The sequence below is a fragment of the candidate division WOR-3 bacterium genome (assembly GCA_039804025.1).
Classification (GTDB): domain Bacteria; phylum Hydrothermota; class Hydrothermia; order Hydrothermales; family JAJRUZ01; genus JBCNVI01.
Window position 1 is genome coordinate 1 of record JBDRZP010000011.1, and the last position, 23,688, is coordinate 23,688.

23 protein-coding genes are annotated in these 23,688 nt (G+C 30.3%); 7 read left to right on the forward strand and 16 right to left on the reverse strand.

Going from position 1 to position 23,688, the window contains the following annotated elements:
* Positions 1-338: 338 nt before the first annotated feature.
* The 5 genes from hypE to ABIN73_05150 are packed head-to-tail and all read right to left on the reverse strand — an operon-like array spanning position 339 to position 4,390.
* On the reverse strand, positions 339-1,346 hold the full coding sequence (gene hypE / locus ABIN73_05130) for a hydrogenase expression/formation protein HypE (GenBank protein MEO0269104.1): 1,008 nt from the start codon (positions 1,344-1,346) through the stop codon (positions 339-341).
* Positions 1,347-1,348: 2 nt separating this feature from the next.
* A complete protein-coding gene (locus tag ABIN73_05135) occupies positions 1,349-2,122 on the reverse strand; it encodes an ABC transporter permease (GenBank protein ID MEO0269105.1) in 774 nt (257 codons plus the stop codon).
* Positions 2,115-3,053 (reverse strand): ABC transporter ATP-binding protein, encoded by a 939-nt coding sequence (locus ABIN73_05140; GenBank protein ID MEO0269106.1) that lies wholly within the window; start codon positions 3,051-3,053, stop codon positions 2,115-2,117. The genes ABIN73_05135 and ABIN73_05140 overlap by 8 nt, the downstream gene beginning before the upstream one ends.
* A gap of 7 nt (positions 3,054-3,060) precedes the next feature.
* The gene (gene hypD / locus ABIN73_05145; protein MEO0269107.1) at positions 3,061-4,155 is read right to left on the reverse strand and encodes a hydrogenase formation protein HypD; all 1,095 of its coding nucleotides are present in this window, start codon (positions 4,153-4,155) and stop codon (positions 3,061-3,063) included.
* The gene (locus tag ABIN73_05150; protein ID MEO0269108.1) at positions 4,139-4,390 is read right to left on the reverse strand and encodes a HypC/HybG/HupF family hydrogenase formation chaperone; all 252 of its coding nucleotides are present in this window, start codon (positions 4,388-4,390) and stop codon (positions 4,139-4,141) included. Before ABIN73_05150 ends, hypD begins: the two co-directional genes overlap by 17 nt.
* 55 nt (positions 4,391-4,445) lie before the next feature.
* Here ABIN73_05150 and ABIN73_05155 point away from each other — a divergent pair, with 55 nt between their 5' ends.
* The 5 genes from ABIN73_05155 to ABIN73_05175 are packed head-to-tail and all read left to right on the forward strand — an operon-like array spanning position 4,446 to position 9,057.
* Positions 4,446-4,808, forward strand: a complete 363-nt coding sequence (locus tag ABIN73_05155) for a sulfite exporter TauE/SafE family protein (GenBank protein ID MEO0269109.1) — start codon at positions 4,446-4,448, stop codon at positions 4,806-4,808.
* Positions 4,809-4,816: 8 nt separating this feature from the next.
* Positions 4,817-5,011 carry a MoaD/ThiS family protein gene (locus ABIN73_05160; protein ID MEO0269110.1) on the forward strand — a complete coding sequence of 65 codons (195 nt, stop codon included), beginning with the start codon at positions 4,817-4,819 and terminating at the stop codon, positions 5,009-5,011.
* Positions 5,008-7,548 carry a S8 family peptidase gene (locus tag ABIN73_05165; protein MEO0269111.1) on the forward strand — a complete coding sequence of 847 codons (2,541 nt, stop codon included), beginning with the start codon at positions 5,008-5,010 and terminating at the stop codon, positions 7,546-7,548. The genes ABIN73_05160 and ABIN73_05165 overlap by 4 nt, the downstream gene beginning before the upstream one ends.
* Complete coding sequence (locus ABIN73_05170) at positions 7,545-8,213, forward strand: segregation/condensation protein A (protein ID MEO0269112.1); 669 nt, start codon at positions 7,545-7,547, stop codon at positions 8,211-8,213. The genes ABIN73_05165 and ABIN73_05170 overlap by 4 nt, the downstream gene beginning before the upstream one ends.
* Positions 8,203-9,057 (forward strand): FkbM family methyltransferase, encoded by an 855-nt coding sequence (locus ABIN73_05175; protein ID MEO0269113.1) that lies wholly within the window; start codon positions 8,203-8,205, stop codon positions 9,055-9,057. Before ABIN73_05170 ends, ABIN73_05175 begins: the two co-directional genes overlap by 11 nt.
* Here the strand turns inward: ABIN73_05175 and hypF are convergent.
* From hypF to ABIN73_05230, 11 genes are read right to left on the reverse strand one after another with little or no spacing between them, the layout of a single operon-like run.
* The gene (gene hypF / locus ABIN73_05180) at positions 9,045-11,312 is read right to left on the reverse strand and encodes a carbamoyltransferase HypF (GenBank protein MEO0269114.1); all 2,268 of its coding nucleotides are present in this window, start codon (positions 11,310-11,312) and stop codon (positions 9,045-9,047) included. The two genes, ABIN73_05175 and hypF, sit on opposite strands and share 13 nt — an antisense overlap.
* Positions 11,309-11,974 (reverse strand): hydrogenase nickel incorporation protein HypB, encoded by a 666-nt coding sequence (gene hypB, locus ABIN73_05185; GenBank protein MEO0269115.1) that lies wholly within the window; start codon positions 11,972-11,974, stop codon positions 11,309-11,311. Before hypB ends, hypF begins: the two co-directional genes overlap by 4 nt.
* Positions 11,975-11,995: 21 nt before the next feature.
* Positions 11,996-12,343: a hydrogenase maturation nickel metallochaperone HypA gene (locus ABIN73_05190; protein ID MEO0269116.1), complete on the reverse strand. Its 348-nt coding sequence runs from the start codon at positions 12,341-12,343 to the stop codon at positions 11,996-11,998.
* A complete protein-coding gene (locus tag ABIN73_05195; GenBank protein MEO0269117.1) occupies positions 12,343-14,010 on the reverse strand; it encodes a formate--tetrahydrofolate ligase in 1,668 nt (555 codons plus the stop codon). Before ABIN73_05195 ends, ABIN73_05190 begins: the two co-directional genes overlap by 1 nt.
* Before the next feature lie 24 nt (positions 14,011-14,034).
* On the reverse strand, positions 14,035-14,532 hold the full coding sequence (locus ABIN73_05200; protein ID MEO0269118.1) for a hydrogenase maturation protease: 498 nt from the start codon (positions 14,530-14,532) through the stop codon (positions 14,035-14,037).
* On the reverse strand, positions 14,510-15,973 hold the full coding sequence (locus ABIN73_05205; protein MEO0269119.1) for a Ni/Fe hydrogenase subunit alpha: 1,464 nt from the start codon (positions 15,971-15,973) through the stop codon (positions 14,510-14,512). Before ABIN73_05205 ends, ABIN73_05200 begins: the two co-directional genes overlap by 23 nt.
* Positions 15,974-15,976: 3 nt before the next feature.
* Positions 15,977-16,963, reverse strand: a complete 987-nt coding sequence (locus ABIN73_05210; GenBank protein MEO0269120.1) for an oxidoreductase — start codon at positions 16,961-16,963, stop codon at positions 15,977-15,979.
* A 3-nt stretch (positions 16,964-16,966) separates the two neighbouring features.
* Positions 16,967-17,419: a hydrogenase iron-sulfur subunit gene (locus tag ABIN73_05215; GenBank protein MEO0269121.1), complete on the reverse strand. Its 453-nt coding sequence runs from the start codon at positions 17,417-17,419 to the stop codon at positions 16,967-16,969.
* A gap of 13 nt (positions 17,420-17,432) precedes the next feature.
* Complete coding sequence (locus tag ABIN73_05220; GenBank protein MEO0269122.1) at positions 17,433-19,424, reverse strand: CoB--CoM heterodisulfide reductase iron-sulfur subunit A family protein; 1,992 nt, start codon at positions 19,422-19,424, stop codon at positions 17,433-17,435.
* A 14-nt stretch (positions 19,425-19,438) separates the two neighbouring features.
* A complete protein-coding gene (locus tag ABIN73_05225) occupies positions 19,439-20,323 on the reverse strand; it encodes a CoB--CoM heterodisulfide reductase iron-sulfur subunit B family protein (GenBank protein MEO0269123.1) in 885 nt (294 codons plus the stop codon).
* A 1-nt stretch (position 20,324) separates the two neighbouring features.
* Positions 20,325-20,891 carry a 4Fe-4S dicluster domain-containing protein gene (locus ABIN73_05230; protein ID MEO0269124.1) on the reverse strand — a complete coding sequence of 189 codons (567 nt, stop codon included), beginning with the start codon at positions 20,889-20,891 and terminating at the stop codon, positions 20,325-20,327.
* A 136-nt stretch (positions 20,892-21,027) separates the two neighbouring features.
* Here ABIN73_05230 and ABIN73_05235 point away from each other — a divergent pair, with 136 nt between their 5' ends.
* A complete protein-coding gene (locus tag ABIN73_05235; GenBank protein ID MEO0269125.1) occupies positions 21,028-22,101 on the forward strand; it encodes an alanine--glyoxylate aminotransferase family protein in 1,074 nt (357 codons plus the stop codon).
* Positions 22,098-23,477 (forward strand): class II fumarate hydratase, encoded by a 1,380-nt coding sequence (locus ABIN73_05240; protein ID MEO0269126.1) that lies wholly within the window; start codon positions 22,098-22,100, stop codon positions 23,475-23,477. The genes ABIN73_05235 and ABIN73_05240 overlap by 4 nt, the downstream gene beginning before the upstream one ends.
* Positions 23,478-23,688 lie beyond the last annotated feature (211 nt).

Sequence of the window (23,688 nt, forward strand, 5' to 3'; positions counted from 1 at the left end):
GATCATACAGGAATATTTTGTAGTAGGCACTCCTTATAATCTTATTGAACCAGAAAAATTCAATATATTTATATATTAATAATCCTTACAAGTCTAAAATGTTATGGGATTTTACACTTTAAAATTTATTTCAGAAAAAAAATTCAAACCACAAAAACAAATTTCTAAACCAGGGCCCCCTCCTGCCCCAGTTTTTTTACTTAATCCCTCCATAACTTTACCTCCTTTTAGAGATTTCATAAAATGCAAATTTTGTTCCAGAATTAAAAACCTTTAAAATAGAGGATTTTTTATATTTAAAAGTGTCTCAATGAGACAGGCTTATGGGACACTTGAAATCAGCAGATTCTTGGTAAGGGATCAGAGTAGGGCATATCAAGAATTCTTGTAACACCTAATTTTGTTTTTAATTTAAGGATGCCTTTATCTTTTTTTTCTTTTACTTCACCTATTATTTCACTATCTTTTCCTTTTTCACATTTCCTTAATATTTCAACTGCCTTTTCTGCATCTTTTCTTTTTACAAAGAATATCATTTTCCCCTCATTTGCCATTAAAAGTGGATCTATCCCAAGTATTTCAGAAAGTCCTTTTACTTCATCTGTAACAGGGATTTTTTCTTCAAAAAGAATTATATCAAAACCTGATTCCCTTGCAATTTCATTTAAAACTCCCTGAACACCTCCTCTTGTTGGGTCTCTCATAAAGTGAACTTCTATTTTATTTTCATATAATTTTTCCCATAATTCATTTAAAGGTGCTGTATCGCTTTTTAGTTCACCTTCAATTTCAATATTTTCCCGTGAAACAAGAATTGAAAAACCATGAAGTCCAATGGGTCCATTTACTATTAAAAGGTCTCCCTCTTCAATTTTTTCGTATCCAATTTCAACATCCTCTGGAATAAATCCTATTCCTGAAGTATTTATAAAAATTCCGTCTCCTTTACCTTTTTCAACAACCTTTGTATCTCCTGTAACAATTTTAACTTTTGCTTTTTCAGCCGAAATTTTTACTGAATCAAGAATTTTTCTTAAATCTTCAAAAGGGAATCCTTCTTCTATTATAAGGGATAAGGTTATAAACTCAGGAAATGCACCAACTGCAACAAGGTCATTAACAGTTCCATTTACAGCGAGTTCTCCAATATTTCCACCAGGGAAAAAAATAGGAGACACAACATAGGAATCAGTGGTAAAGGCAATTTTTTTGTTTTTATTTGTTAAAATGGCCGAATCTAATAATTTTTCTAAAAAAGGATTTTTGAATCTTTTTTTTATTTCATTTTCTATGAATTCTCTCATCAAAATTCCGCCTGAACCGTGAGCAAGTTCAATTTTATCCATAATTAATAATGTCCGAGAACACCCAATTTTTTTGCTTTTTTCTCACAGATACTAAAAATATAAAAACCTGTTAAAAAGTAAAAAATAAAAACAAAAAGAAGAATAATAAAATCCACTGGATTCATCTCAAAAATTCTAACCTTATGAATCATATTCTGCGCAATCATTCTAACTCCAAGGGAAAAGGGTAAAAATTTAAACAAAAATATTTTATCAGAAGGTGCCATTATAAAAAATACAAATAAGAACTGGAAAATCTGATAAGTTGCCTGAATTCTTTTAAAGATTAAACCAAGACCAGCTAATATAAATCCAATTCCAAAACTTGGGAAAATTGTTAATAAAAGAAGAGGAAAAAGAGAAATAATATCAATATTTAAAAATTTACCTGTTGTTATCATCATTAAAAAAAGTAAAGGAATTGTCCACAGAAGATTTATAATGTAAGTTGATATTGTTCTATACAATAATACTTTATGTAATCCAAAAGGGGTCATTGAAAGTTGTTCAAGCGTTCCTGCCCGTGCTTCCTCAGTAATATGCCAGCATATTTCGTATCCAAGGATTGAAAAGATCCATATATAGTAGCCTATTATTAATCCTTCAAGGGTATTTCCTAAATTAAATGTTGAGGGCGAAATAATTTTAACACCTAAAAATAAGAGTATAAAAATTACATAAATTGTAATCATTGAAAAGAGAGTATTGAATAAATAACTTTTCATTTCTCTAATTTCCTTTTTAAAAATAGCCTTTAAAAGTATTAAATCATTCATTTTTTACAATTTTTAAATAAATTTCTTCAAAGTCAGGTGTTATTTCTTCAAATTTTTTTAACCTGAAATTTTTATTTCTCATCATTTCAATAACATCGTAAATAATTTCGATTGATTTCAATTCTATTTCCATGTTTGTGTTATATTCATTTTCAATAAATTTTACAAGTTCAAATTTTTCTTTGAATTCTTTTTTAATATTTTCATTTATTTTCCCTTCAATTTCAAAACTAAAAGCTTTATATCCAAAAAATTCTTTTAAGTTTTTTATTGAATCAATTGCAACAATTTTCCCTCTGTTTATGATAATAACTCTATCACATATATCTTCAATCAGTTTCATATTATGAGAACTAACAATAAGTGTTTTGGATTCCTCTTTTGCTTTTTTTCTTATTAATTCTTTAAGTTCACGGGTGGTTTCAACATCAAGTCCAAGTGTGGGTTCATCCAGAAGAATTATTTCAGTATCTTTTATAAAAGCACAGGCAACTGCAAGTTTCTGCTGCATCCCCCTTGAAAGAAATCTTGCCTCTTTTTTTTCTTTTTCCCTTAAATTAAAGAAATCAATAAGTTCCTCAATTTTATTTTTAACATTTTTATAACTCAATCCCTGTAGAGAAGCAAAAAATTCAAGGTTATCCCTTACATTCAATCTCCAGTAAATATTTCTATTTCCTTCAAGAACAGATGCTATATTTTTTAAGGCAAAAGAAGGGGCTTTCAAAATATCTTTCCCTTTTACAATTATTTGACCTGAATCAGGAATTATAAGTGTTGAAATGCATTTTATTGTTGTTGTTTTTCCAGCTCCATTTGGACCTAAAAGACCTACAATCTCTCCTCTTTTTATTTCAAAAGAAATGTTATCAACTGCCTTAATTCCTCCCTTGTAAGTTTTTTTTAAATTTATTACTTCAAGAACATTCATAATTAAATTAATCTACTATTTTTTTATATTTATAATAGGCTGCACAAGCGCCTTCTGAAGAAACCATTGGAGCACCAAGGGGATTTAGTGGAGTGCAATCTTTCCCAAATAGAGAACATTCAAAGGGTTTCTTCTTTCCCTGTAATATAAGGGCAGCAATACATCCTTCCTTTGTTTCCTCTATTTCCTCAATTTTTTCCTTAAGTAGATTTAAAGCATCAAATTCTCTAAATTCTTCCCTTAAAATCCATCCACTATCAGGAATTAAACCAATTCCCCTCCATTTTTGAGGTCCTATTTTAAAAACTTTTTTCATTATCTCCTTTGCTTTTAAATTACCTTGAGGTTTACAGGACCTTTTATATTGAATTTTTACAGTATTTTCACTTCTTTCAAGCATTTGAATTAACATAAAAATTCCCTCTGCTAAATCAACAGATTCAAAACCTGTTACAACTATTGGAACCTTGTATTTTTCTGAGATAGGGATATATTCCTCAATTCCCATTACTGTGCATACATGACCTGGTGCTAAAAATCCCTGAATCTTATTAAAGGGATCATTTAAAATTGCTTCAATAGCAGGTGGGACTCTAAATTGACTTAATAAAACAAAAAAATTTTTCAAATTCAATTCCCTTGCTTTTAATATTACACTGGCATGGCTCGGAGTTGTTGTTTCAAATCCAATACCAAAGAATATACATTTTTTTTCTTGATTACTTTTAGCAAATTCTATTACCTCAAAAGGTGAATAAATCATTTTGATTTTTGCTCCATCAACTTTTGCTTTAAAAAGAGATTCCCTTGAACCTGGAACTCTTAACATATCTCCGTAAGTAAAAAGTATTGTATCCTTTTTTTTGGAAAGTAAAATTGCTGTATCAATTATCTCTTTTGGAGTAACACAAACAGGACAACCTGGTCCATGAACAAGTGTTATATTTGGGGGCAAAAGTTCATCAATCCCTGAACTTAAAATTGAATGGGTCTGAGAACCGCATACTTCCATTATAGTCCATTTTCCCCTTACTATTCTTTTAGTTTCTTCTATAAATAATTTTGTCTTTGAAGCTTCTCTGAATTCAGAAAGATATTTCATTTTCTTCTAATTTTTTTAAATAATCTTCATAGGTTTTTAAACTTTCTTCCGCTTCTTTTTTATCAAGAATCTGAATAGCAAAACCAACATGAACAATCACATAATCTCCTTCTTTTGCTTCAGGGGTTAGGTCAATACATACTTCCCTTTTTATTCCTCCAAATTCAACTTTAGCAAATTTTGAACCATCTTTCTCATATATGTTTATTATCTTACCTGGTATTCCGAGACACATTATTAATTTTAATATAAATCATTGAACTAAAAAAATTTTTTTAATATTATTAAATATGGTTCAAATTACAGGTTTTGTTTTAATAGGACTCCTTGCAGGTATTTTGTCTGGATTATTTGGAATAGGAGGAGGGCTTATAATAATACCTGCTTTAATTTTGTTTTTTAAGATGAATCAGCATCTTGCTCAAGGAACTTCCCTTGGTGCTCTCCTTCTTCCTGTGGGTATTTTAGGATTTCTTGAATACTGGAGAAACGGAAATGTTCATATTAAAGGGGCACTTCTTATTGCTCTTGGACTTTTTATAGGTGCTTTTTTTGGTGCCTATATTGCTAATATTATTCCTACCAAAACTCTTTCTAAACTATTTGCCATTTTTCTAATTATAGTTGCATTAAGGCTCTTTTTTGGAAAATAATTATACCTATGAAAGTTAAAATAGGTAAAGAAGAAAAAATTTTTAAGGAAGAAATAAAAAGGGTTTCGGATATTTTTAAAAAACTTGCTCTTAACCCTGAAGAATATATTGTTGTTAGAAAAAATGAAGTTTTAACTGAAGATGAAATTTTAAGAGAAGATGATGAGATAGAACTTATAAGGGTTATTTCAGGTGGAATTTGATAGCAGAAATTTTATTTTCTGTTAACTTAATTGTTCCTCTTGGAAAGCCTGATTATAACTTATCCTATAAAGAATTAAAAAGAGAAATTGAGATAAAAAAGGAAAAATTTTTAAATAATTTTAAATTTTTAAAAAATAATATAAAAATTAAAAAAACTCTTATTCTTTCCCAGAAAATTCTTATTGAAATTCCTGATTCTCTTTTAAAATATTTTGAAATTAATAAAGTGCCTTACTCCTTTGACCATATTATACCTCTCCCTAAACTTTCGCCTTCAGGTTCCTCAGGTTCTTTCTGGCACAAAAAATTTATAAATGCGGACACTTTTTATAAAATTGGTATTAAGGGTAAAGGAAATGTAGCTGTCATTATTGATACAGGAATTGATACAACACATACTGAGTTAAAAAATAAATTAATTCTCTTCAAAGATTTTGTAAATTATGGACCACCTTCTGATCCTCTCGGTCATGGAACTTTTGTTGCATCACTTATTGCAGGTGATTCAGCAGGAATTGCTCCTCTAACAAAACTTATTGTTCTAAAGGTTTTTTCAGAGTTAGGTGGGTTAATATCGGATATTCATGAAGCCTTTGATTATGTTGCAGAACTTATTGAAAATGGAATAAATGTAAAAATATTAAATGGCTCTTTTGGAACTCATCCTCTTTTTGATGAATTTTTTCCAGATTTATTCTATTTAAAAAATAAGGGTGTATTTCTTTGTTTTGCAGCAGGAAACGAAGGACCCTCATCAGGGACAACATCCTCTCCGGGTAATTATCCCTTTGTTTTTTCCTCAGGAGCCTGTGATTCAAATTCAAATGTTACTAATTTTTCTTCAAGAGGACCTTCTCCCTTTTCTCATCCTTGGAGTGATACAATTTATTATTTTTTTAAAGAATGGAACTTTGTCTCACCTTTTTTAATTGCACCTGGAAAAGACATAAAGGGTGCTTTTCCTTTAAATCAGTATATAATAGCAGATGGAACAAGTGCCTCTTCACCAATTTTAGCAGGTAGCATTTCCCTTATACTTCAATATAATCCCTTTTTAACACCTGATTCTCTTGCAAGAATTTTTAAAAATAATTTAAGAAGAAAACCTTTTAATAATTATCCCAATTATGAGGAGGGTTTTGGTTTTCTTGATTTAAAAAAAATAATTAAAGTTTTAGAAAGAAAGGATACTCTTTTATACTCAATTCAGAATTTTTCCCTTAATTCAAAAAGTTTTCCCATTTTTCAGAATGACACTTTTATAGTTAATGTATCTTTAATTTCAAATAAGATTTTTAATGACAGTGTAAAAATAAAATTTTTAAAAAACCCGGATTATATTATTTTTGATACTCTTTTTAATTTCTATGCTCAGGATATTTTAAATTTTTCTTCAAGGGGAGTTCTTTTAAATTATCCTGATAATGACACACTTAAATTTAACTTTATACTAACTTTTTCAAATTTCTCAAAAATTTATGAAATGAAAGTTTTTCTTTCTGATTCCCTTTTAACAATAAAAAATAAGAATTATGAGTTTTCCATTTCTTCAACAGGTTCAATTGGATTTTTAAGTTCAGAGCAAAAGAAAGGAAAAGGTTTTATTTTTAAAAATTACGGAAATTTACTTTATTACGGCAGTTTTGCTTTTGGAAATTCTTTTAATTATATTGTTGATAGATTTTATGAAAAATTTAATATAGATGATAGAGATACAAGACCTTTAAAGGAAGATAAATTTTATTTTAAAAAAGAAAATAATTTCTATACCTTTAAATTCAGCGATGATTATTCTCAACATCCAAAGGGAAATATATTGAAGGTAAAATTAAAGGATTTTGATGAAGGTTTTTTATTTATTTTAAAACCTGAAAATTTTGTAGAGGAGATGTATTTGTCTTCCTTTTTTGACCCAGATATTTTAAATCCCCTTACAAATTTTGCAGATTACGACAGTGCTTCAAGAATACTTTTTACTTCAAAACAGGGGGGCCCTGTTTTTGGAATCCTTGATATTGATAATTCTACATTTTGTGGTGTTTTAAAAAATGAAATATACACCTACCCTTATGGAGGACTTCCTGATTCACTCCAATATCTTTTTATGAAGGGAGATATATGGGATTTTAGCAAGGATTTAGGTGATTATTCAATTTATATTTCAAAGAAAGTAAATCCGTTAGATTCTCTTTTATTTTTTATTTTTGCAGGAGAAAATTTTGATACACTTTTATCAAAGAGGGAAAGAATTTTGAATAAATTAAATTTAAGTCAGAGAAATAATTTTAGAGGAATTTCAAGAATCTATCCAAATCCATTTATAGACCCTTATCAAAAAAATTTAAAGATTATAAATTACGGTAAGGGAAAAATAACTTTTTATGATTTAACAGGTAGAAAAACTTATGAAACTCAGATTTTAAAGGATGGTTTAAATGTTATTAAATTAAATAATTTTAAAAATTCAGGTATTTATTTTTTAAGGTTTAATGATAAAAATAAAATTTATAAACTTGTATATCTTAATTTAAGATGACTGTAATTATAAAAACTTCCTTTTATTATGGTCCCCTTGAAATTCTTTTAAAGTGGCTTTTATCAAAGGAACTTGATCCTTTTAAAATTAAAATTTCTGTTTTAGCAGACGAATTTTTAAATTATTACTTGAAAAATCACCAAGTTTCATTTAAAGATGCTCTTGAATTTTTATATGCTTTAACTTTTTTCCTTGTTTATAAAACACACCACCTTTTTGAAAAATTTGATGGTGAAGAAGAAGAGGTGGAAAAAAAAGAGGAAGTTACTATTTCTTTTATCGAAATTATTGAATTTTTAAATGAAAGATATGAGAAGATGTCAAAAATGTATGGAAGGGAAGGGGAAGAGAGTTTAGATTATGATGAGAGTTTTGATCCTTCTCTTTTGTTTTCTCTTTTTACAAAATTAATTCAGAAATTACCAGAATTAAAGGAAAAACTTGAGGAAATACCAAAGATAGAAGAAAAGATTGATTACATACTTAAAGAATTAGAGAAAAATGAAATTATTTTTTTCAGTAATCTCATCTTAGGGTCAAAAAGTAAAATAGAGGCTATTGTTATGTTTCTTGCGCTTCTTGAACTTATAAGATTAAGAAAAATCTTATGTATACAGGAAAAAATTTTTGATGATATAATAATTAAGAAAAGAAATGAAGTTTAGTTATAATTTAAGAGATAAATTTTTATTTTTTTTATCTTATTTATTTTATAAGTTTATAGTTCCTTTAGAAGTTAAAAGACCAAGAACAAAGATGTTTATTTATGAAATGATTTATTCCTTTTATAAACTGATTGATTACAAGAAAAATTTCCCTTATTTTTTTAACGATAATTTAATAGTGACAAAATTTGGTAAATTTAAAATAAGAAGCAAAACTGCTGATGCAGCTTCTGTTTCACCTGCTTATGAAAGAAGGGATGTAAATTTTTTAATTAAAAAAATTGATGAAAAAATAAAAGAAAATAAAAAAATTTTATTTTGCGATATAGGTGCTGATATTGGTTACTATTCTATTTTGATAGGTAATAAGTTTAAAAGGAAGATAAAAATTTTTTCCTTTGAACCATTAAAAGAAAGTTTTGAATTATTGAAGGAAAATATTAATATAAATAATCTATCAGATACTATAGTTCCCTTAAATTTTGCTCTATCAGATTCTGAAGGTGAGTTTTACATTAATGTTAATATCTTATCACCTGGTGATAGTTCTTTGATTTATAGTTTTGATAATGGAGTTAAGATTAAAGTAAAAACAAAGAGACTTGATGATATTCTCGGAGATTATGTCAGGGAATTTGATACTGTTCTTGCTAAAATTGATGTAGAGGGTTTTGAAGAGAAAGTTTTAACTGGAGCAAAAAGATTTTTAGAAAATTCAAAAGAAGTAATTTTATTAATAGAAGATTTTATTAATCCTGAAATTATAAACTATCTTGAAAAAAATAATTTTAAATTTTTATGTAAATTAACAACATATAACAGTTTCTGGACCTATAAGTTATGATAGCTAATCTTGATCTGTCCTATAGAAATACCTCCATCATTTGGAGGTATCTGAGAATGAATAAAAATTTTTTTATTTTTTATTTTTTTAAAAATAAGTTCAGTTAAAAGTTTATTCTGAAATACACCTCCACTTAATAGTATTTTATCTTTATCTATAAGCTGGCTTATTTTTTTTACTATTTCTGCAAGGGTTAAATGAAATTTATAAGCAATGTAACTTTTATCCTTTTTTCTTTTAATATCAGAAATAATTTCTTCAAAAATTGGAACAAAGTCAATAACATAGTAATTTTCTTTTTTAATTTCAAAAGTGTAAGGAGATTTTAATTTTCCTTTATAATTTTCTGCAATCCATTCTAATATCATTGCTGCCTGACCTTCAAAAGTGCTTTTCTGTTTTAAGTTTAATAGTGAAGAAACTGCATCAAATATTCTACCAGCAGATGTTGTTTTAAAAATAGAAAGATTTTTTTCATAAGCACTTTTAAATATTTTCTTTTCTTCCTCAGTTAAACTTTTAATAGGTTCAAAATCCATTTCAAAAATTTTTTCACCGTAAATTTCATATAAAATACCAATTGCACTTCTTCTTGGTTCCTTTATTGCTTTATCTCCGCCCAGTAAGCCGAATTCCCTGAAACTGGCAAACCTTTTAAAATCTTTAAAATCACATATTAAAAATTCACCACCCCATATTTTACCATCTCTTCCATAACCTGTTCCATCCCAGGAAACTCCTAAAACCTCTTCTTCAATCCTGTTTTCAATCATACAGGAAGCAATATGAGCATGATGATGGAAAACTTTTATTAAGGGAATATTTTCATTTTTGCTTAATTCCTCGCCATATTTTGTTGAAAGATATTCAGGGTGAGCATCACAGGCAATAATTTCTGGTTTAAATTCATAAAGCTTTTTAAAGTCTTCTATTACTTTTTTAAAAGCATTGAAGGATTTTTCATTATCTAAATCTCCTATGTGTTGTGAAACAATTATTCTGTTAAACTTTGATATTGCGATAGTATTTTTAAGGTAAGGTCCAAGGGCAAGTATCTGTGGTAAGTTTTTTTTGATAATAAAAGGAAGGGGGGCATATCCTCTTGCTCTTCTTATTACGAGAGGTTTATTGTTAATAATTTTAACAACTGAATCGTCAATATATCTTTCAATAGGCCTTGTATTCATTAAAAAGTAATCTGCTATATCTTTTAATCTCATAAGAGCTTCTTCATTTTCATAGGCAATGGGTTCTTCTGATAAATTACCAGAAGTGCATATAATTGGAAAATCAATTTTACTCATTAAAAGGTGATGTAAGGGTGTATAAGGTAAAATTGCACCTATATAGGGATTATCTGGAGCACAATATTTTGATAATTTATTGTCTTTTTTTGATTTTATAGTTAAAATCGGTGATTGAGGTGATAAAAGTATTTCTTTTTCAATTGAAGAAATATAGGCATATTCTTTTAAATGTTCAAGGTTTTTAAACATAATTGCGAAGGGTTTTTCGTCCCTCTTTTTTCTTTTTCTTAATTCTAAAACACATTCATCAGATAAGGCATTTGTTAAAAGTTGAAATCCGCCAATTCCCTTTAAGGCTATTATTTTTCCCTTCTTTAGAAATTGTGCTGTTTTTTCTATTGCTTTTTCTCCTTTTTCAATAATATTTCCTTCTCTATCTGTAAGAAAAACTTCTGGACCGCATTCAGGACAGGCATTTGGTTGTGCATGAAATCTTCTATTGATGGGATTTTCGTATTCTTCCTTGCATTCAGGACACATTTCAAAAATTTTCATTGTTGTATTTTTTCTATCATAGGGAATATTTTGAATTATACTGAACCTTGGACCACAATTAGTGCAGTTTGTAAAAGGATAAAAGTATCTTCTATTTTTTTTATCAAAAATTTCTCTTTTGCATTCTTCACAGGTTGCAATATCTGGTAGAATAAAAGCGATTTTTTCTCCCTTTTCTTCTGATTTTAAAATTTCAAATTCATTTTCATTTTTAAGGGGAATTTCTTTTATTTCAAATAGTGTATATGTTGTTAAGGGAGGTTTATCCCTTTTAAGTTTTGAAAGAAATTTGTTTAAGTTTTTAACTTCTCCTTCGACTTCAATTGTAACTCCTTCAGGATTATTTTTAACAAATCCATTTAATTTGTTTTCCTTTGCAATTCTATAAACAAAGGGTCTAAATCCTATTCCCTGAACTGTTCCTTCTATTTTTATTAAAAATCTTTTCTTCAAGATTTGAAGTATTCTTCTCTTTTATTTTTAATAAATTCTGCTACTTCTTTTATATTATCTCCTTTTAATGCTGATATTTTGAAAATTTTAATGTTTTCTTTAATTTTTTTTGCTTCTTCTTCAACTTTTTCAATATCAAAGTTAAGATATGGTAAAAGGTCAATTTTATTTATTAATATAACATCACCTGTTAAAAAGGCTTTAGGATATTTTGGTAATTTATCGTCACCCTCAGGTGTTGATAACATTATAATTCTTAAATGTTCTCCCAAATCATAACTTGCAGGGCAGACAAGGTTACCAACATTTTCAATAAAGAGATATTCTGTGTTTTCAGGTATTAGTGAAATAGATTTTTTTATCATAATTGCTTCAAGGTGACAGGTTCCGCCTGTTACAATCTGGTAGGAATTTCCTCCTTTTTCCCTTATTCTTTTTGCATCTCTTTCAGTTTCAATATCTCCAACGAGTATAAAAACTTTATTTTTTTCAAAAAAGCTAAGTAATTTTTCAATGAAAGTTGTTTTACCTGCTCCAGGTGAAGATATTATATTTATTACAAATATTTTTCTTTTATTAAAAAATTCTCTTAACTCCTGAGCAATTTCTTCATTAACTTTTAAAATTGGTATTGAGATATCTTCTCTAATTATTTTTGTCATAATTTTATATTAAATTCTCTTTTAAAAATTTTCAATAACTAAACTTTTTATAAAAATTTTATCTCCTTTAATTATTTCTCCGCCAAAGTTTTCGCAAAAAGGGCATAGAAAGGGAAAATAAGGAGTATTAAAAGTTTTTCCGCATTTTAAACATTTAATTTCAGGTTCTATTAAGTTTATTTTTAATTCTGTTTCTTTGAATTCTGTTTCTTTTTTTAATATTTCAAAGGCTTCTTCAAAAAGAACCGGTTCTGCTCCTGAAAGTTTTCCAAAATCAAGTTCTACCTTAAGGATTTTTTTTGCTTTTTTCTCCTTTTTCTGTTCTCTTAGTAATTCAATAAGATTATTTGCTAAAGAGTATTCGTGCATTAAAATATTCCTGTTATTTCTCCATTTTCATCAATATCAATATTAATTGCTGCTGGTTCTTTGGGTAATCCAGGCATTTCAAGTATGTCACCGCAAAGGGGAACTATGAATTTTGCTCCTGATTTAATTCTTACATCATCTATTCTAAGTTCGAAATTTTTAGGCCATCCCCTTAATTTTGAATTATCTGAGATTGAATACTGGGTTTTTGCCATACAGATATAAAAATCATTGAAATTAAGTGTTTCACAAAGTTCTATTTTCTTTAAAGCATTTTCTGAATATATAACTGTGTTTGCTCCATAAACTTCTTTTGATATTTTTTCAATTTTTTCCTTTATTCCTGATTTTATATCATAAAGTCTTTTAAAGTTTTCTTTTTCATTTTCAATAACTTCAATAATTTTATTTGCTAATTCTTTACTACCTTCTCCCCCTTTTAAGAAACCTTCACATATAGAAAAGGGAACTTTTTCCTCAATTAATAGTTCTTCGAGTTTTTTTATTTCTCTTTCTGTATCAGAAGGAAATCTGTTTATAGCCACCACTGTTCTGAGTCCGAATACATTTTTAAGTATATTTATATGTGCTTTCAAATTTTCAAAACCTTTTATTAGGGCGTTTTCATTTTCTGTTTTTAATTGTTCCTTTTTAAGACCCCCGTGATATTTCAATGCTCTTATTGAAACTACGAGAACTGCACAATCTACTTTTGTATCAAGTTCCCTTGTTACAATATTTATGAATTTTTCAGCACCAAGGTCAGAACCAAATCCTGCTTCTACAACTGCGTATTCGCAAAGTTTTAATGCTAAATCTATTGCTAAAACTGAACATGTGCCATGAGCTATATTTCCAAAAGGTCCTGTGTGTATTATTGCAGGTGTATTTTCACTTGTTTGAACAAGGTTAGGTTTTAAAGCATCTTTTAGAAGTGCAGCCATAGCTCCCTGGGCTTTTAAATTTTTTGCAAAAACCGGTTCCTTTTTATAGGTAAATCCTAAAAGAATGTTTGAAATTCTTTCTTTAAGTTCATTATAGTTTTTAGAAAGTCCAAGTATTGCCATTATTTCAGAAGCAGGAGTGATTACAAATCCATCCTCCCTTAAAGGTCCATTTTTCAAGGGATTGAGTCCTACTATCACCTTTCTTAAAGATCTATCATTCATATCAATGGTTCTTGGCCATAATATATCGTTAGGGTTTATTCCAAGAGAGTTGCCATGGAAAATTGAAGCATCTAACATGGCTGAAAGCAAATTATGAGCTGAACTTACTGCGTGAAAATCTCCTGTAAAGTGAAGGTTTATTTCTTCCATAGGTAAAACCTGGGAATAACCACCACCTGTGGCTCCCCCCTTTATTCCAAAAACAGGTCCAAGTGAGGGTTCCCTTAAACAGACGATAGATGTTTTTCCCAATTTCCAGAAAGCCATAGAAAGGGAAATTGAAACAGTTGTTTTACCTTCACCAAAGGGCGTTGGAGTCATTGCAGTTACAAGGATTAGTTTGCCTTTTCTTTCCTTTGTTTTAAAAAATTCTGGTTCAATTTTAGCCTTATATTTTCCGTAAAGATATAGAGAATTTTCGTTTATTCCAATTTTTTCAGCAATTTCTTTTATATCAAAGAGTTTTATAGATTTAGCAATTTCAATATCAGATTTCAATTTCCCCTCCTCCTTTTTTAAAATTTATTTTAAAAAATCCCTTATTATTTTTTCAATTTTTGTGATAATTTCAGGTATTTTTTTCTTTAAGTTTTCAGATAGTTCTGGTTTTATAGTATATGGGTCTTCAACAGAAATTCCTATTATAAGCAATTCTTTTGGGAAAGGAATTTTTAATTTTTTTGCAATTTTATAAATTTCAGGTAATCCTATGTAATGGTTACTTTTTATTTGTTTTGAATCAAAATCTTTCTGTTTAAAAATGTATATTTCTCCTATGTCTTTTTTTCCGGTGAAAATACTGTCAATTATTACTGCTTTTTCATAAGGCGAAAGAAAATCAATTAAAGAAAGCCCCATTTCTTCAGTGGATATAATGTCAGCAAGATTTAAAAATTTTTTTTCTAAAAATTTGGTTAAATATATTCCTATTCCATCGTCACCTCTTATTGTATTACCGAGTCCAAGAATTAAATACTTCTTCCTTAAATCTTTTTTTTCAAAAGTTTTTAATCTTATCAATTATGTTGCCCTTTTTATCCCTTATATTTATAAGAAGTGGTATATTTCCTGGTAGTGAATGAGTTCCGCAAGCATGACATGGATCATAAGCTCTAAAGGCCATTTCAATCATATTTAATATTCCTTCATCATATTTTCCATTTTTTATAAGACCTTTTGCTGCTTTTTCTACGGACATTGCAATTCTTGCTGCATTGTTCTGGGTAGCAACAATAAGATTTGCTTTTGTTATAAATCCCTTTTCATCAGTTTCATAGTGATGTATTAGTATTCCTCTTGGTGCTTCAACAACACCAATACCTACTGAAGGTATTTCTTTACTTATGTTTCTTATATTATCTGATGTAATTTCAGGATCCTTTGCCAATTCAAGAAATCTCTCAGCAGCATAAATCATTTCAATTACTCTTGCCCAGTGATTTGCAAGTGTATGGTGAACAGGTTTTACGCCCAGTGTTTTATAAAATTCTTCATACGCCTCTTGAGCTTTTGGTGTTGCCATTCCCTCTGAAGCATTTAACCTTGCAAGAGGTGCTACAGAATAAACACCTGAATCCTTTCCGTCAATAAATCCTTTCCATCCTACTTTTTTAAGGAAAGGAAACTTTATATAGGTCCAGTTTTCAACATGTTCTGCTATGTAATCTTTGTAATCCCTTACATCAAATAGAGCAAATTCTTTTCCTTCAGGGTCTACAACTCTTATTTTTCCGTCATAGAAATTAACCTTTTTGTTATTATCAACAAGACCCATATAATAGGTTCTATGGGTGTAAGTATCCGATGTTATAAGTTCTACATATTCTTTGTTTGACAAAACTATATCTTTGAAAACCTTTAAAGTAAAGAGGGCAAATTCAACTCCTTTTTCAGCAACCTTTACAAAATTTTTTCTTTCTTCCTCTTTTAATCCTCTTGTAACACCACCTGGAACTCCCCATGCGGGGTGAATAACTTTTCCTGCAAGAAGTGTCATAAGTTCTCTTATTTCCCTTCTCATTGAAATTACTTTTTTACCTATTTCAAGCCCCACCTTCTGTATTACTCCTAAAACATTTCTTTCTTCTTTTTTTGCTTTTGGTCCAACAATAAAGTCAGGTCCTCCAAGAATATAAACATGGAGTGCATGGTCTTCAAGCATAAACATATTGTAGAGCATTTCTCTTAATTTTTTTGCAGGAGAAGGTGGTTCCACTTTATAAAGGTCATCGAGAGCTTTTGTGCTTGCCATGTGATGTGCTGTTGGACAGACACCACAGATTCTTGGTGTTATAATTGGCATATCCTCAGCTGGTTTACCTTTAACAAAAATTTCAAATCCTCTTAACTCTGGGACGACAAAATAGGCTTTTTCTACATTTCCATTTTCGTCAAGAAAAATTTCTATTTTTCCGTGCCCTTCAAGTCTTGTAATTGGGTCAATTGTTATTCTATGTTCCATTTTTTACCCTCCATTTTTTTTATTTTTTGTTTCAAAAATTAAAGATTTAGGTAAGGAATATTTATAAACTATTCCAAGGGGATTTGGCATCCATTCATTTATTATTTTTTCAATCTCTTCTTCATTATTTGAATCAATTAAAGATGCTAAAAAAGAAAGAGCTTTGGCACCGTAGTCTTCAATTCCGTCGAGAGGTCCAAAACAACCTGTGCAAGGATAATTTGCTTTTACACATAAAGCTTCACATCCACCCCTTGTTACAGGTCCAAGACAGGCAAATCCCTGTATTAGTAAGCACTTATCCTTTTCCGGTTGATTTTTATCAATTCTTTTAAATTCTTTTAAAGTAATTTTTTCTGGTTTTGTGTCATTTAAAGGACATTCATTACATAGTGCTTTGCTACTTGCACCCAAAACACTTCCCTTTGGTGGTAAATTACCAGAAAATAAAGTATCAATAGAATTTTTAACAACATTTCTTGTTGGAGCACATCCAGGAATATAATAGTCTACATCTATTACCTGGTCAAGAGCATAAACTCTCTCATAGAATTCTGGAATTTCAAAAGCAAGGTTTTTCTCTATGTATTGTGGTGTTGGTCTTTTGTCCTCTGGATTAAAAACAGTTAAACCTTCCTTGTAATAGTAATTCATTATTTCTTCTTTTGAGTAAGAGTTAGCGAGTCCTGGTATGCCACCAGTATATGCACAGGAGCCAAAAGCTATAACAATTTTTGATTTTTTTCTTAAAAGTTTTACCATTTCTTCCTGTTCAGAATTTCTAACTGATCCATTGATGAAGGATACAAGAATTTCTCCGTCTTTTAGATTTTCTACATCTTTTCTTTTAAAATCCATCGCGACTGGCCAGAATACAATTTCTGCTTTTTCTACAACCTGTAAAATATCTTCAGCAAGGTCTACTACTGCTTCCTCACATCCTCCACATGAAGCACACCAGTAAAGAGCAATTTTAGGTTTTTCACTCATTTTTTACCCCCCTTTTGTAGAAGTTAATAATTTTTTAAAGGCTTCATCATTGGAAATAGGACCTAAATTTTTTATCTCTTCTACAAATTCCTTAACAACCCTTTGTAATTTTTCTCCTTCTGATGCTGAAATCCATTCAAGTCTCAATCTTTTATCGTTGATTCCCATTTCTTTTAAAACTCTTTTTAGAAGTTTATATCTCCTTAAGGTTTTGTAATTACCTTCAATATAGTGGCAATCACCTGGATGGCAACCCCCAATTAAAACACCATCTGCACCGTTTCTGAATGCCCATAAAATGAACTGAGGGTCAATTCTTCCAGAACACATTGTTCTTACAATCCTTAAATTAGCTGGATAATCCATTCTTGAGACACCAGCTAAATCTGCTGCAAGGTAAGTACACCAGTTACAAAATATTCCAAGTAATTTTGGTTCAAAATTATTATTTTTCATTTTAAACCTCCTTTTAAACTAAAGCACCTTCAATTTCAGCGTAAATTTGTTCATCAAGGAATAATCTTTGCTGTGCTGCCTTAGATGGGCAGGCAGCAACACAAACTCCACATCCCTTACAGAGTGCTTCGTTTATATGAGCAATCTTCTTTTCTTCGTTAAAGGAAATAGCAGAATAGGGACATAGAGCAATGCAGACATGGCATCCTGAACATTTTTCTTCATCAATAAAAGCTGTATTGGGTTCAAGAGTAATTTCGGATTTATCAATGAGGGCAAGGGCTTCTGCTGCAGCTGCTTCTGCTTGAGCTACTGTATCGGGAATATCCTTTGGACCCTGACATGCACCTGCAATAAAAACTCCATCTGTGAATGTTGAAACAGGAGCAAGTTTTGGATGCCTTTCAAGGAACCAGCCTTCCTTTGAGCAGGAAATGTTTAAAAGTCTCCTTACTTCATCGGCATCAGGTTGAGGGGTGAGACCAACTGAGAGAATAACCATATCAACTGGAATTCTCCTTACAACACCGATAAGGGTATCTTCCACTCTTATTATTAATTTACCCTCTTCTTCAGGAGTAATTGCCCAATCAGTAACTTCTGCAACTTTACCTCTTATAAAATGGACTCCTTCTTCCATTAATTTGAGATAAAACTCCTCATAACCTTTTCCAGGTGTTCTCATATCAATATAAAAGTTATAGACCTCAGCGCCTGTTCTTTCCTTTATAAGGTGGGCAAGTTTGAGTGAATACATACAGCATACTCTTGAACACCATATATTATAATTCTTATCCCTTGAACCAACACAGTGAACAATTCCAACGGATTTTGGTGTTCTTCCATCCCTTAAAATAATTTCGCCTCCAGTGGGTCCAGAAGAGTTTACAAGTCTTTCCACCTCAAGGGAAGTATAAACATTTGGATATCTGCCATATCCATACTGAGGAATCTGGGAAGGATCAAAAATTTTAAATCCTGTTGCAACTATTATAGCTCCAACTTCAACTTCAATTATCTCCTCTCTCATATTGAAGTCTATTGCACCCCTTTCACAGGCTTCCTGACATGCTTTCTTGCATTTCCCAGATAAAAACTGAATACATGTAGCAGGATCTATTATAGCAGCAAGAGGAACGGCCTGAGGAAAAGGAATATAAATTGGTTTTCTTTTTGAAAGACCTTCATCAAATTCATTTGGAAATTTTCCTTCTTTATAAACGCAATTTTTTATACACTCGTAACATCCAACACATTTTTCAATGTCAACATATCTTGGTTTTTTTCTAATTTTTACTTTAAAGTTACCTACATAACCATCTACATTTTCTACTTCTGAATAGGTTAGAAGTGTAATATTAGGGTGGTCTTTAACAGCAGTCATTTTGGGTGTTAAAATACAGGAAGCACAGTCAAGGGTTGGGAAAGTTTTATCAAATTTTGCCATATGACCACCTATTGATGGTTCTCTTTCAACAAGATAGACTTTTTTACCAGCATCTGCAATTGTTAAGGCAGCAGTAATTCCTGCTATACCACCACCAATAATAAGGACATCTGGATTTATTTTTTCTTTCTTCTTTTCAAGTGCTTCGTGAAATACAACCCTGTAAACTGCCGCTTTTACCATGGCTTTGGCTTTTTCTGTTGCTTCTTTTGAGTCCTTTGTTACCCAGGACACATGCTCTCTTATGTTTGCCATCTGGAAATAAAAGGGATTAAGTCCTGCTTCCTCAGCTGCTTTCCTGAAGGTGTGTTCATGAAGATGGGGAGAACAGGACGCTACAACAATTCTATTTAATTTCAGTTCCTTTATATCTTTCTTTATTAAATCCTGTCCTGGGTCAGAACACATGTATTTATAATCTCTTGCTACTATAACATTTGGTAAATTCTGTGCATACTTTACTACTTCTTCTATCTTAACTTTCCCTGCTATATTTGTTCCACAATGGCATATATAAACACCTATTCTTATTTCACCATTATGTTTTACACTTTTCATTATTTTTCCTCCTTTTAAACAGCTGCTTTTTGATATAAAATTTCAGGGTAAATAATATGATGATTAAATCCGAGTTCCTTTTCATCAATACCAAAAGCAACACCAAGAAGCTGTGTAAAGTAAATAACAGGTATAGAGAGCTTATCCTTAAACATTTTTTCCATTCTATCTTGATAAACTTCAAGGTTGAACTGACATAAAGGACAAACTGTGACAATCAAATGAGCACCTTTTCTTTTTGCTTCTCTTAATATAAGGTAAGAAAGACGGAATCCTACTTCCTCTATAGTTCCTGAAAGAGATCCTCCGCAGCATTTAGTTTTTAAAGCACTTTCAACAGTTTCTGCACCGGTTGCCTCAACAATCCTATCAAGATTTACAGGGTATCTTGGATTATCAAACTCTGTGAAGGGTCTTGTGAGAAGGCAACCATAATAGGAAAATACTCTTATCCCCCCAAGTGTTCTTTTAACTTTAGATTTTATTTTTTCAATTCCTACATCATTTATTAAAACATCAAGAGGGTGTCTCACTTTGACTTTCCCTTCGTAAACTTCTTTAAGGTTTGCCTTTTTAACTGCTTCACATATTTTTTCTCTTATATCAGGGTATTCCTTGATAAAATGAATCGTTTTGTTTAACACCATATAACAAGCTGAACAGGGTGCTATAATGTCTCTTTCTTCTTTTTCAGCTATTGATAAATTTCTTACAGCCATTTTAAAAGATGCAAGCTCATCAATTGACATGTAAGTTGTAGCACCACAGCAATTCCAGTCCGGAAGTTCTGGTATATCCATTTCAAGATATTTAAAAACAGCAAGAAGAGATTTTTCATAAGATTTTCCTGTGCCCTTTAATGAGCAACCAGGATAATAAAAATACTTTTTCTGATTCATCTTAAACCTCCTTTAAAAGTTTTTTTAAAGTGCTTTTATCCTTTATTTTTTCTTCCTTAAAACTTAATCTTCCCTTACTTAAAAGTTTTAATCCTAATGAAGCATTTTGAATAATTTTTAAAAGGGAAGTTTTAAGCCATAAATTCATAACAAGCTTTGCTTCAGATTGTCTTCCATTTCTTGAAACTATATCATAAAAAGTTTTTGCTAAAATGGGAATCGGGAATTTTTTGGGATACTTTCCTTCTTTTATAGCCATTCTTTTAAGAGCATACATAATGTATGTGATCTTTATGTTTTGAGGACATTCCACCTGACAAGAATAGCAAGAAGCACACAACCATATTGTTTTTGATGAGAGAACTTCATCTTTGAATCCTTCCCTTACCATCGCAATTATCCTTCTTGGTGGATAATCCATATAAATTGAAAGGGGACATGTTCCAGAACATGTTCCACACTGTATACATTCTAAAATACCTTCACCCCCTGGAGAATTTATAACTTCTTTTGTAAAATCCCTGTTAAGTTCACTTTCATATTTAATTGTTCTTTTAAATTTTTCCATAATCTTAATTTTACTTTAACTGGAATTGAACCTTCTTATTATAATGCAAATTCTGTTCCACCTATTTTTTTATTAAAATTGTGTTTTTTTAGGACATTTTTTTGAGACACAGATTACATTTAAATTATAATTTTTTATGAAAAGAAAAAAACTTTTTATTCCTGGTCCAACTGAAGTCAGGGAGGAGGTGCTTGAGGCGCAGAGAAAGTGGATGATAGGGCACAGGGAAAAGGATTTTTCTACACTTTATGAAAGAGTTATAGAAAAATTAAGAAAGGTTCTTGAGACAAAAAATTTTGTTACAATTTTTACCTCCTCTGCAACAGGTGTTATGGAAGGTTCAATAAGGAATTTAGTTAAAAAGAATTTACTTTCAACTGTTTGTGGTGCCTTTTCTTACAGGTGGATGGATATAGCAAAAAGATGTGGAAAAGAGGTGGATGTAATTGAGGTGGATTGGGGAAAGGCAATAAAACCTTTTATGGTTGAAAGGGAATTAAAAAATAAAAAATATGAGGCAATTCTTATTACTCATAATGAAACTTCTACAGGTGTTACAAATCCCTTAAAAGAAATCTGTGAAGTTGTGAGGAATTTGTCACCTAATACATTGATTTTAGTAGATGCTGTTAGTTCTCTTGCTGGTATAGAAATTCCAATTGATGAACTTGGGCTTGATGTTATTTTTGCAAGTGTTCAAAAGTGTTTTGCAATGCCTCCTGGTTTGACTGTTACTGTTGTAAGTGAAAGAGCACTTGAAAAATCAAAAGAAATAAATGATAGAGGTTATTATTTTGATTTTCTTGAGATGAAAAAGTATTATGATGAGAGAAAACAGACACCGGCAACTCCAGCAATTTCCCTTCTTTTTGCTTTTGATTATCAACTTGATAGAATGTTAAAAGAGGGAATGAAGGAGAGGTTTTTAAGACATTTAAAGATGGCTGAAAGAGTAAGAGATTGGGTAAAGGAAAGGGGATTTGAACTATTCCCTGAGAAGGGTTATGAGAGTAACACAGTTACTGTAATAAAAAATAACAAAAATATTGATGTTCCCTCAATGATTGAGAAATTAAGGGAAAGGGGATTTAAGATTGCAAATGGATATGGAAAACTTAAAAATATTACTTTTAGAATAGGTCATATGGGTGATTTGACTTTAGAAGAAATTGATGAACTTTTAAAAAATATGGATGAGGTTTTAAAGTGAAAAAAGACAGAATAGAGAGAGATAGTTTAGGTGAAGTTAAAGTTCCTTTTGATAAATATTACGGTGCTCATACACAGAGAGCTTTAGAAAATTTTTCTGTTTCTGAATTTAATTTTCCTTTTGAGTTTATAAAGGCATTATCTCTTATTAAAATCTGTGCTGCTGAGGTAAATTATGAACTTGGAAATTTAGAAGAGAGTTTATATAAATCAATAGTTAAGGCAGGAGAAGAAATTTATGAAGGAAAACTAAAGGATAATTTTCCCCTTGATATATTTCAGACTGGTTCTGGAACAAGCACAAATATGAATATAAATGAAGTAATTGCTGGAAGGGTTAATGAGATTATGACAGGAAAAAGGGGTGGAAAAAATCCCTGTCATCCGAATGATCATGTTAATATGGGGCAATCCTCTAATGATGTTATTCCCTCAGCAATGCAGATTGCTTCAAGAATTTTGCTTGATGAGTTAGTTTATGAAATTAAAAATTTTATAAAAATTTTAAAATTAAAGGAAAGGGAATTTAAAAAGATTATAAAAATAGGAAGGACCCATTTGCAGGATGCTGTTCCAATGACCCTTGGGCAGGAATTTTCAGGTTATCGTTCTCAAATGGAGAGTAATCTTAGAAGAATTAAGGGAGTTTTTAAAAATCTTGAACAATTGCCCCTTGGAGGAACAGCAATAGGAACCGGGATTAATTCTCATCCTGAATTTGGTAAAAGAGTATGTAAAAAAATATCAGAAAGAACGGGAATAAAATTTAAGGAGGCAAAAAACAAATTTGAGTATATAGCAGGAAGAGATTGTATGGTTGAGTTAATGGGTGCTTTGAATACACTTGCAGTAAGTTTAATGAAGATTTCAAATGATATAAGACTTCTTTCAAGTGGTCCTATGGCAGGATTTAATGAGATAGAGCTTCCTTCTCTTCAGGCTGGTAGTTCAATAATGCCAGGAAAAGTAAATCCTGTTATTCCTGAAATGATGATTCAGGTATGTGCTTTTGTTCATGGTGCTTACAATTCTGTTGTAACAGGTGCAGAGACTGGTCCTCTTGAACTAAATATGATGATGCCTCTTATTGCTTTTCTTTCAATAAATTCTATAAAGATTTTGAAAAATGCTATTAGGATTTTTGGAGAAAAATGCATAAAAGGAATAAAGGCAAATGAGGATGTCTGTAAAAGGTATGCAGAGATGAGTTTTGCTTTAATAACACCCCTTGCAAAAAGGATAGGTTATGATAAGGCTTCTTATATTGTTATGAAAGCAAAGAGGGAAAGAAAGACCCTGAAGGAGGTTTTAAAGGAGGAAAAAATTCTTGATGAAAAGGAGATTGAAGATATATTAAATCCCTTTAAAATGATTTAAAGATGATTTATAATAATCTTACAGAAATGGAATATAACGCAACCTAAAGGTTGCGGCTACAATAAATTATGGTAATAAATGTTAAAAAAATTAAAAAAATGGTAGGCGCAGGCTTTAGCCTGCGAATTTTTAATGATATTGAATGCTTCCCCCTTTAACCTTTCTCCACATTTTTCATAAGCTATTTAATCTTAATCTTTTTAACCAATAT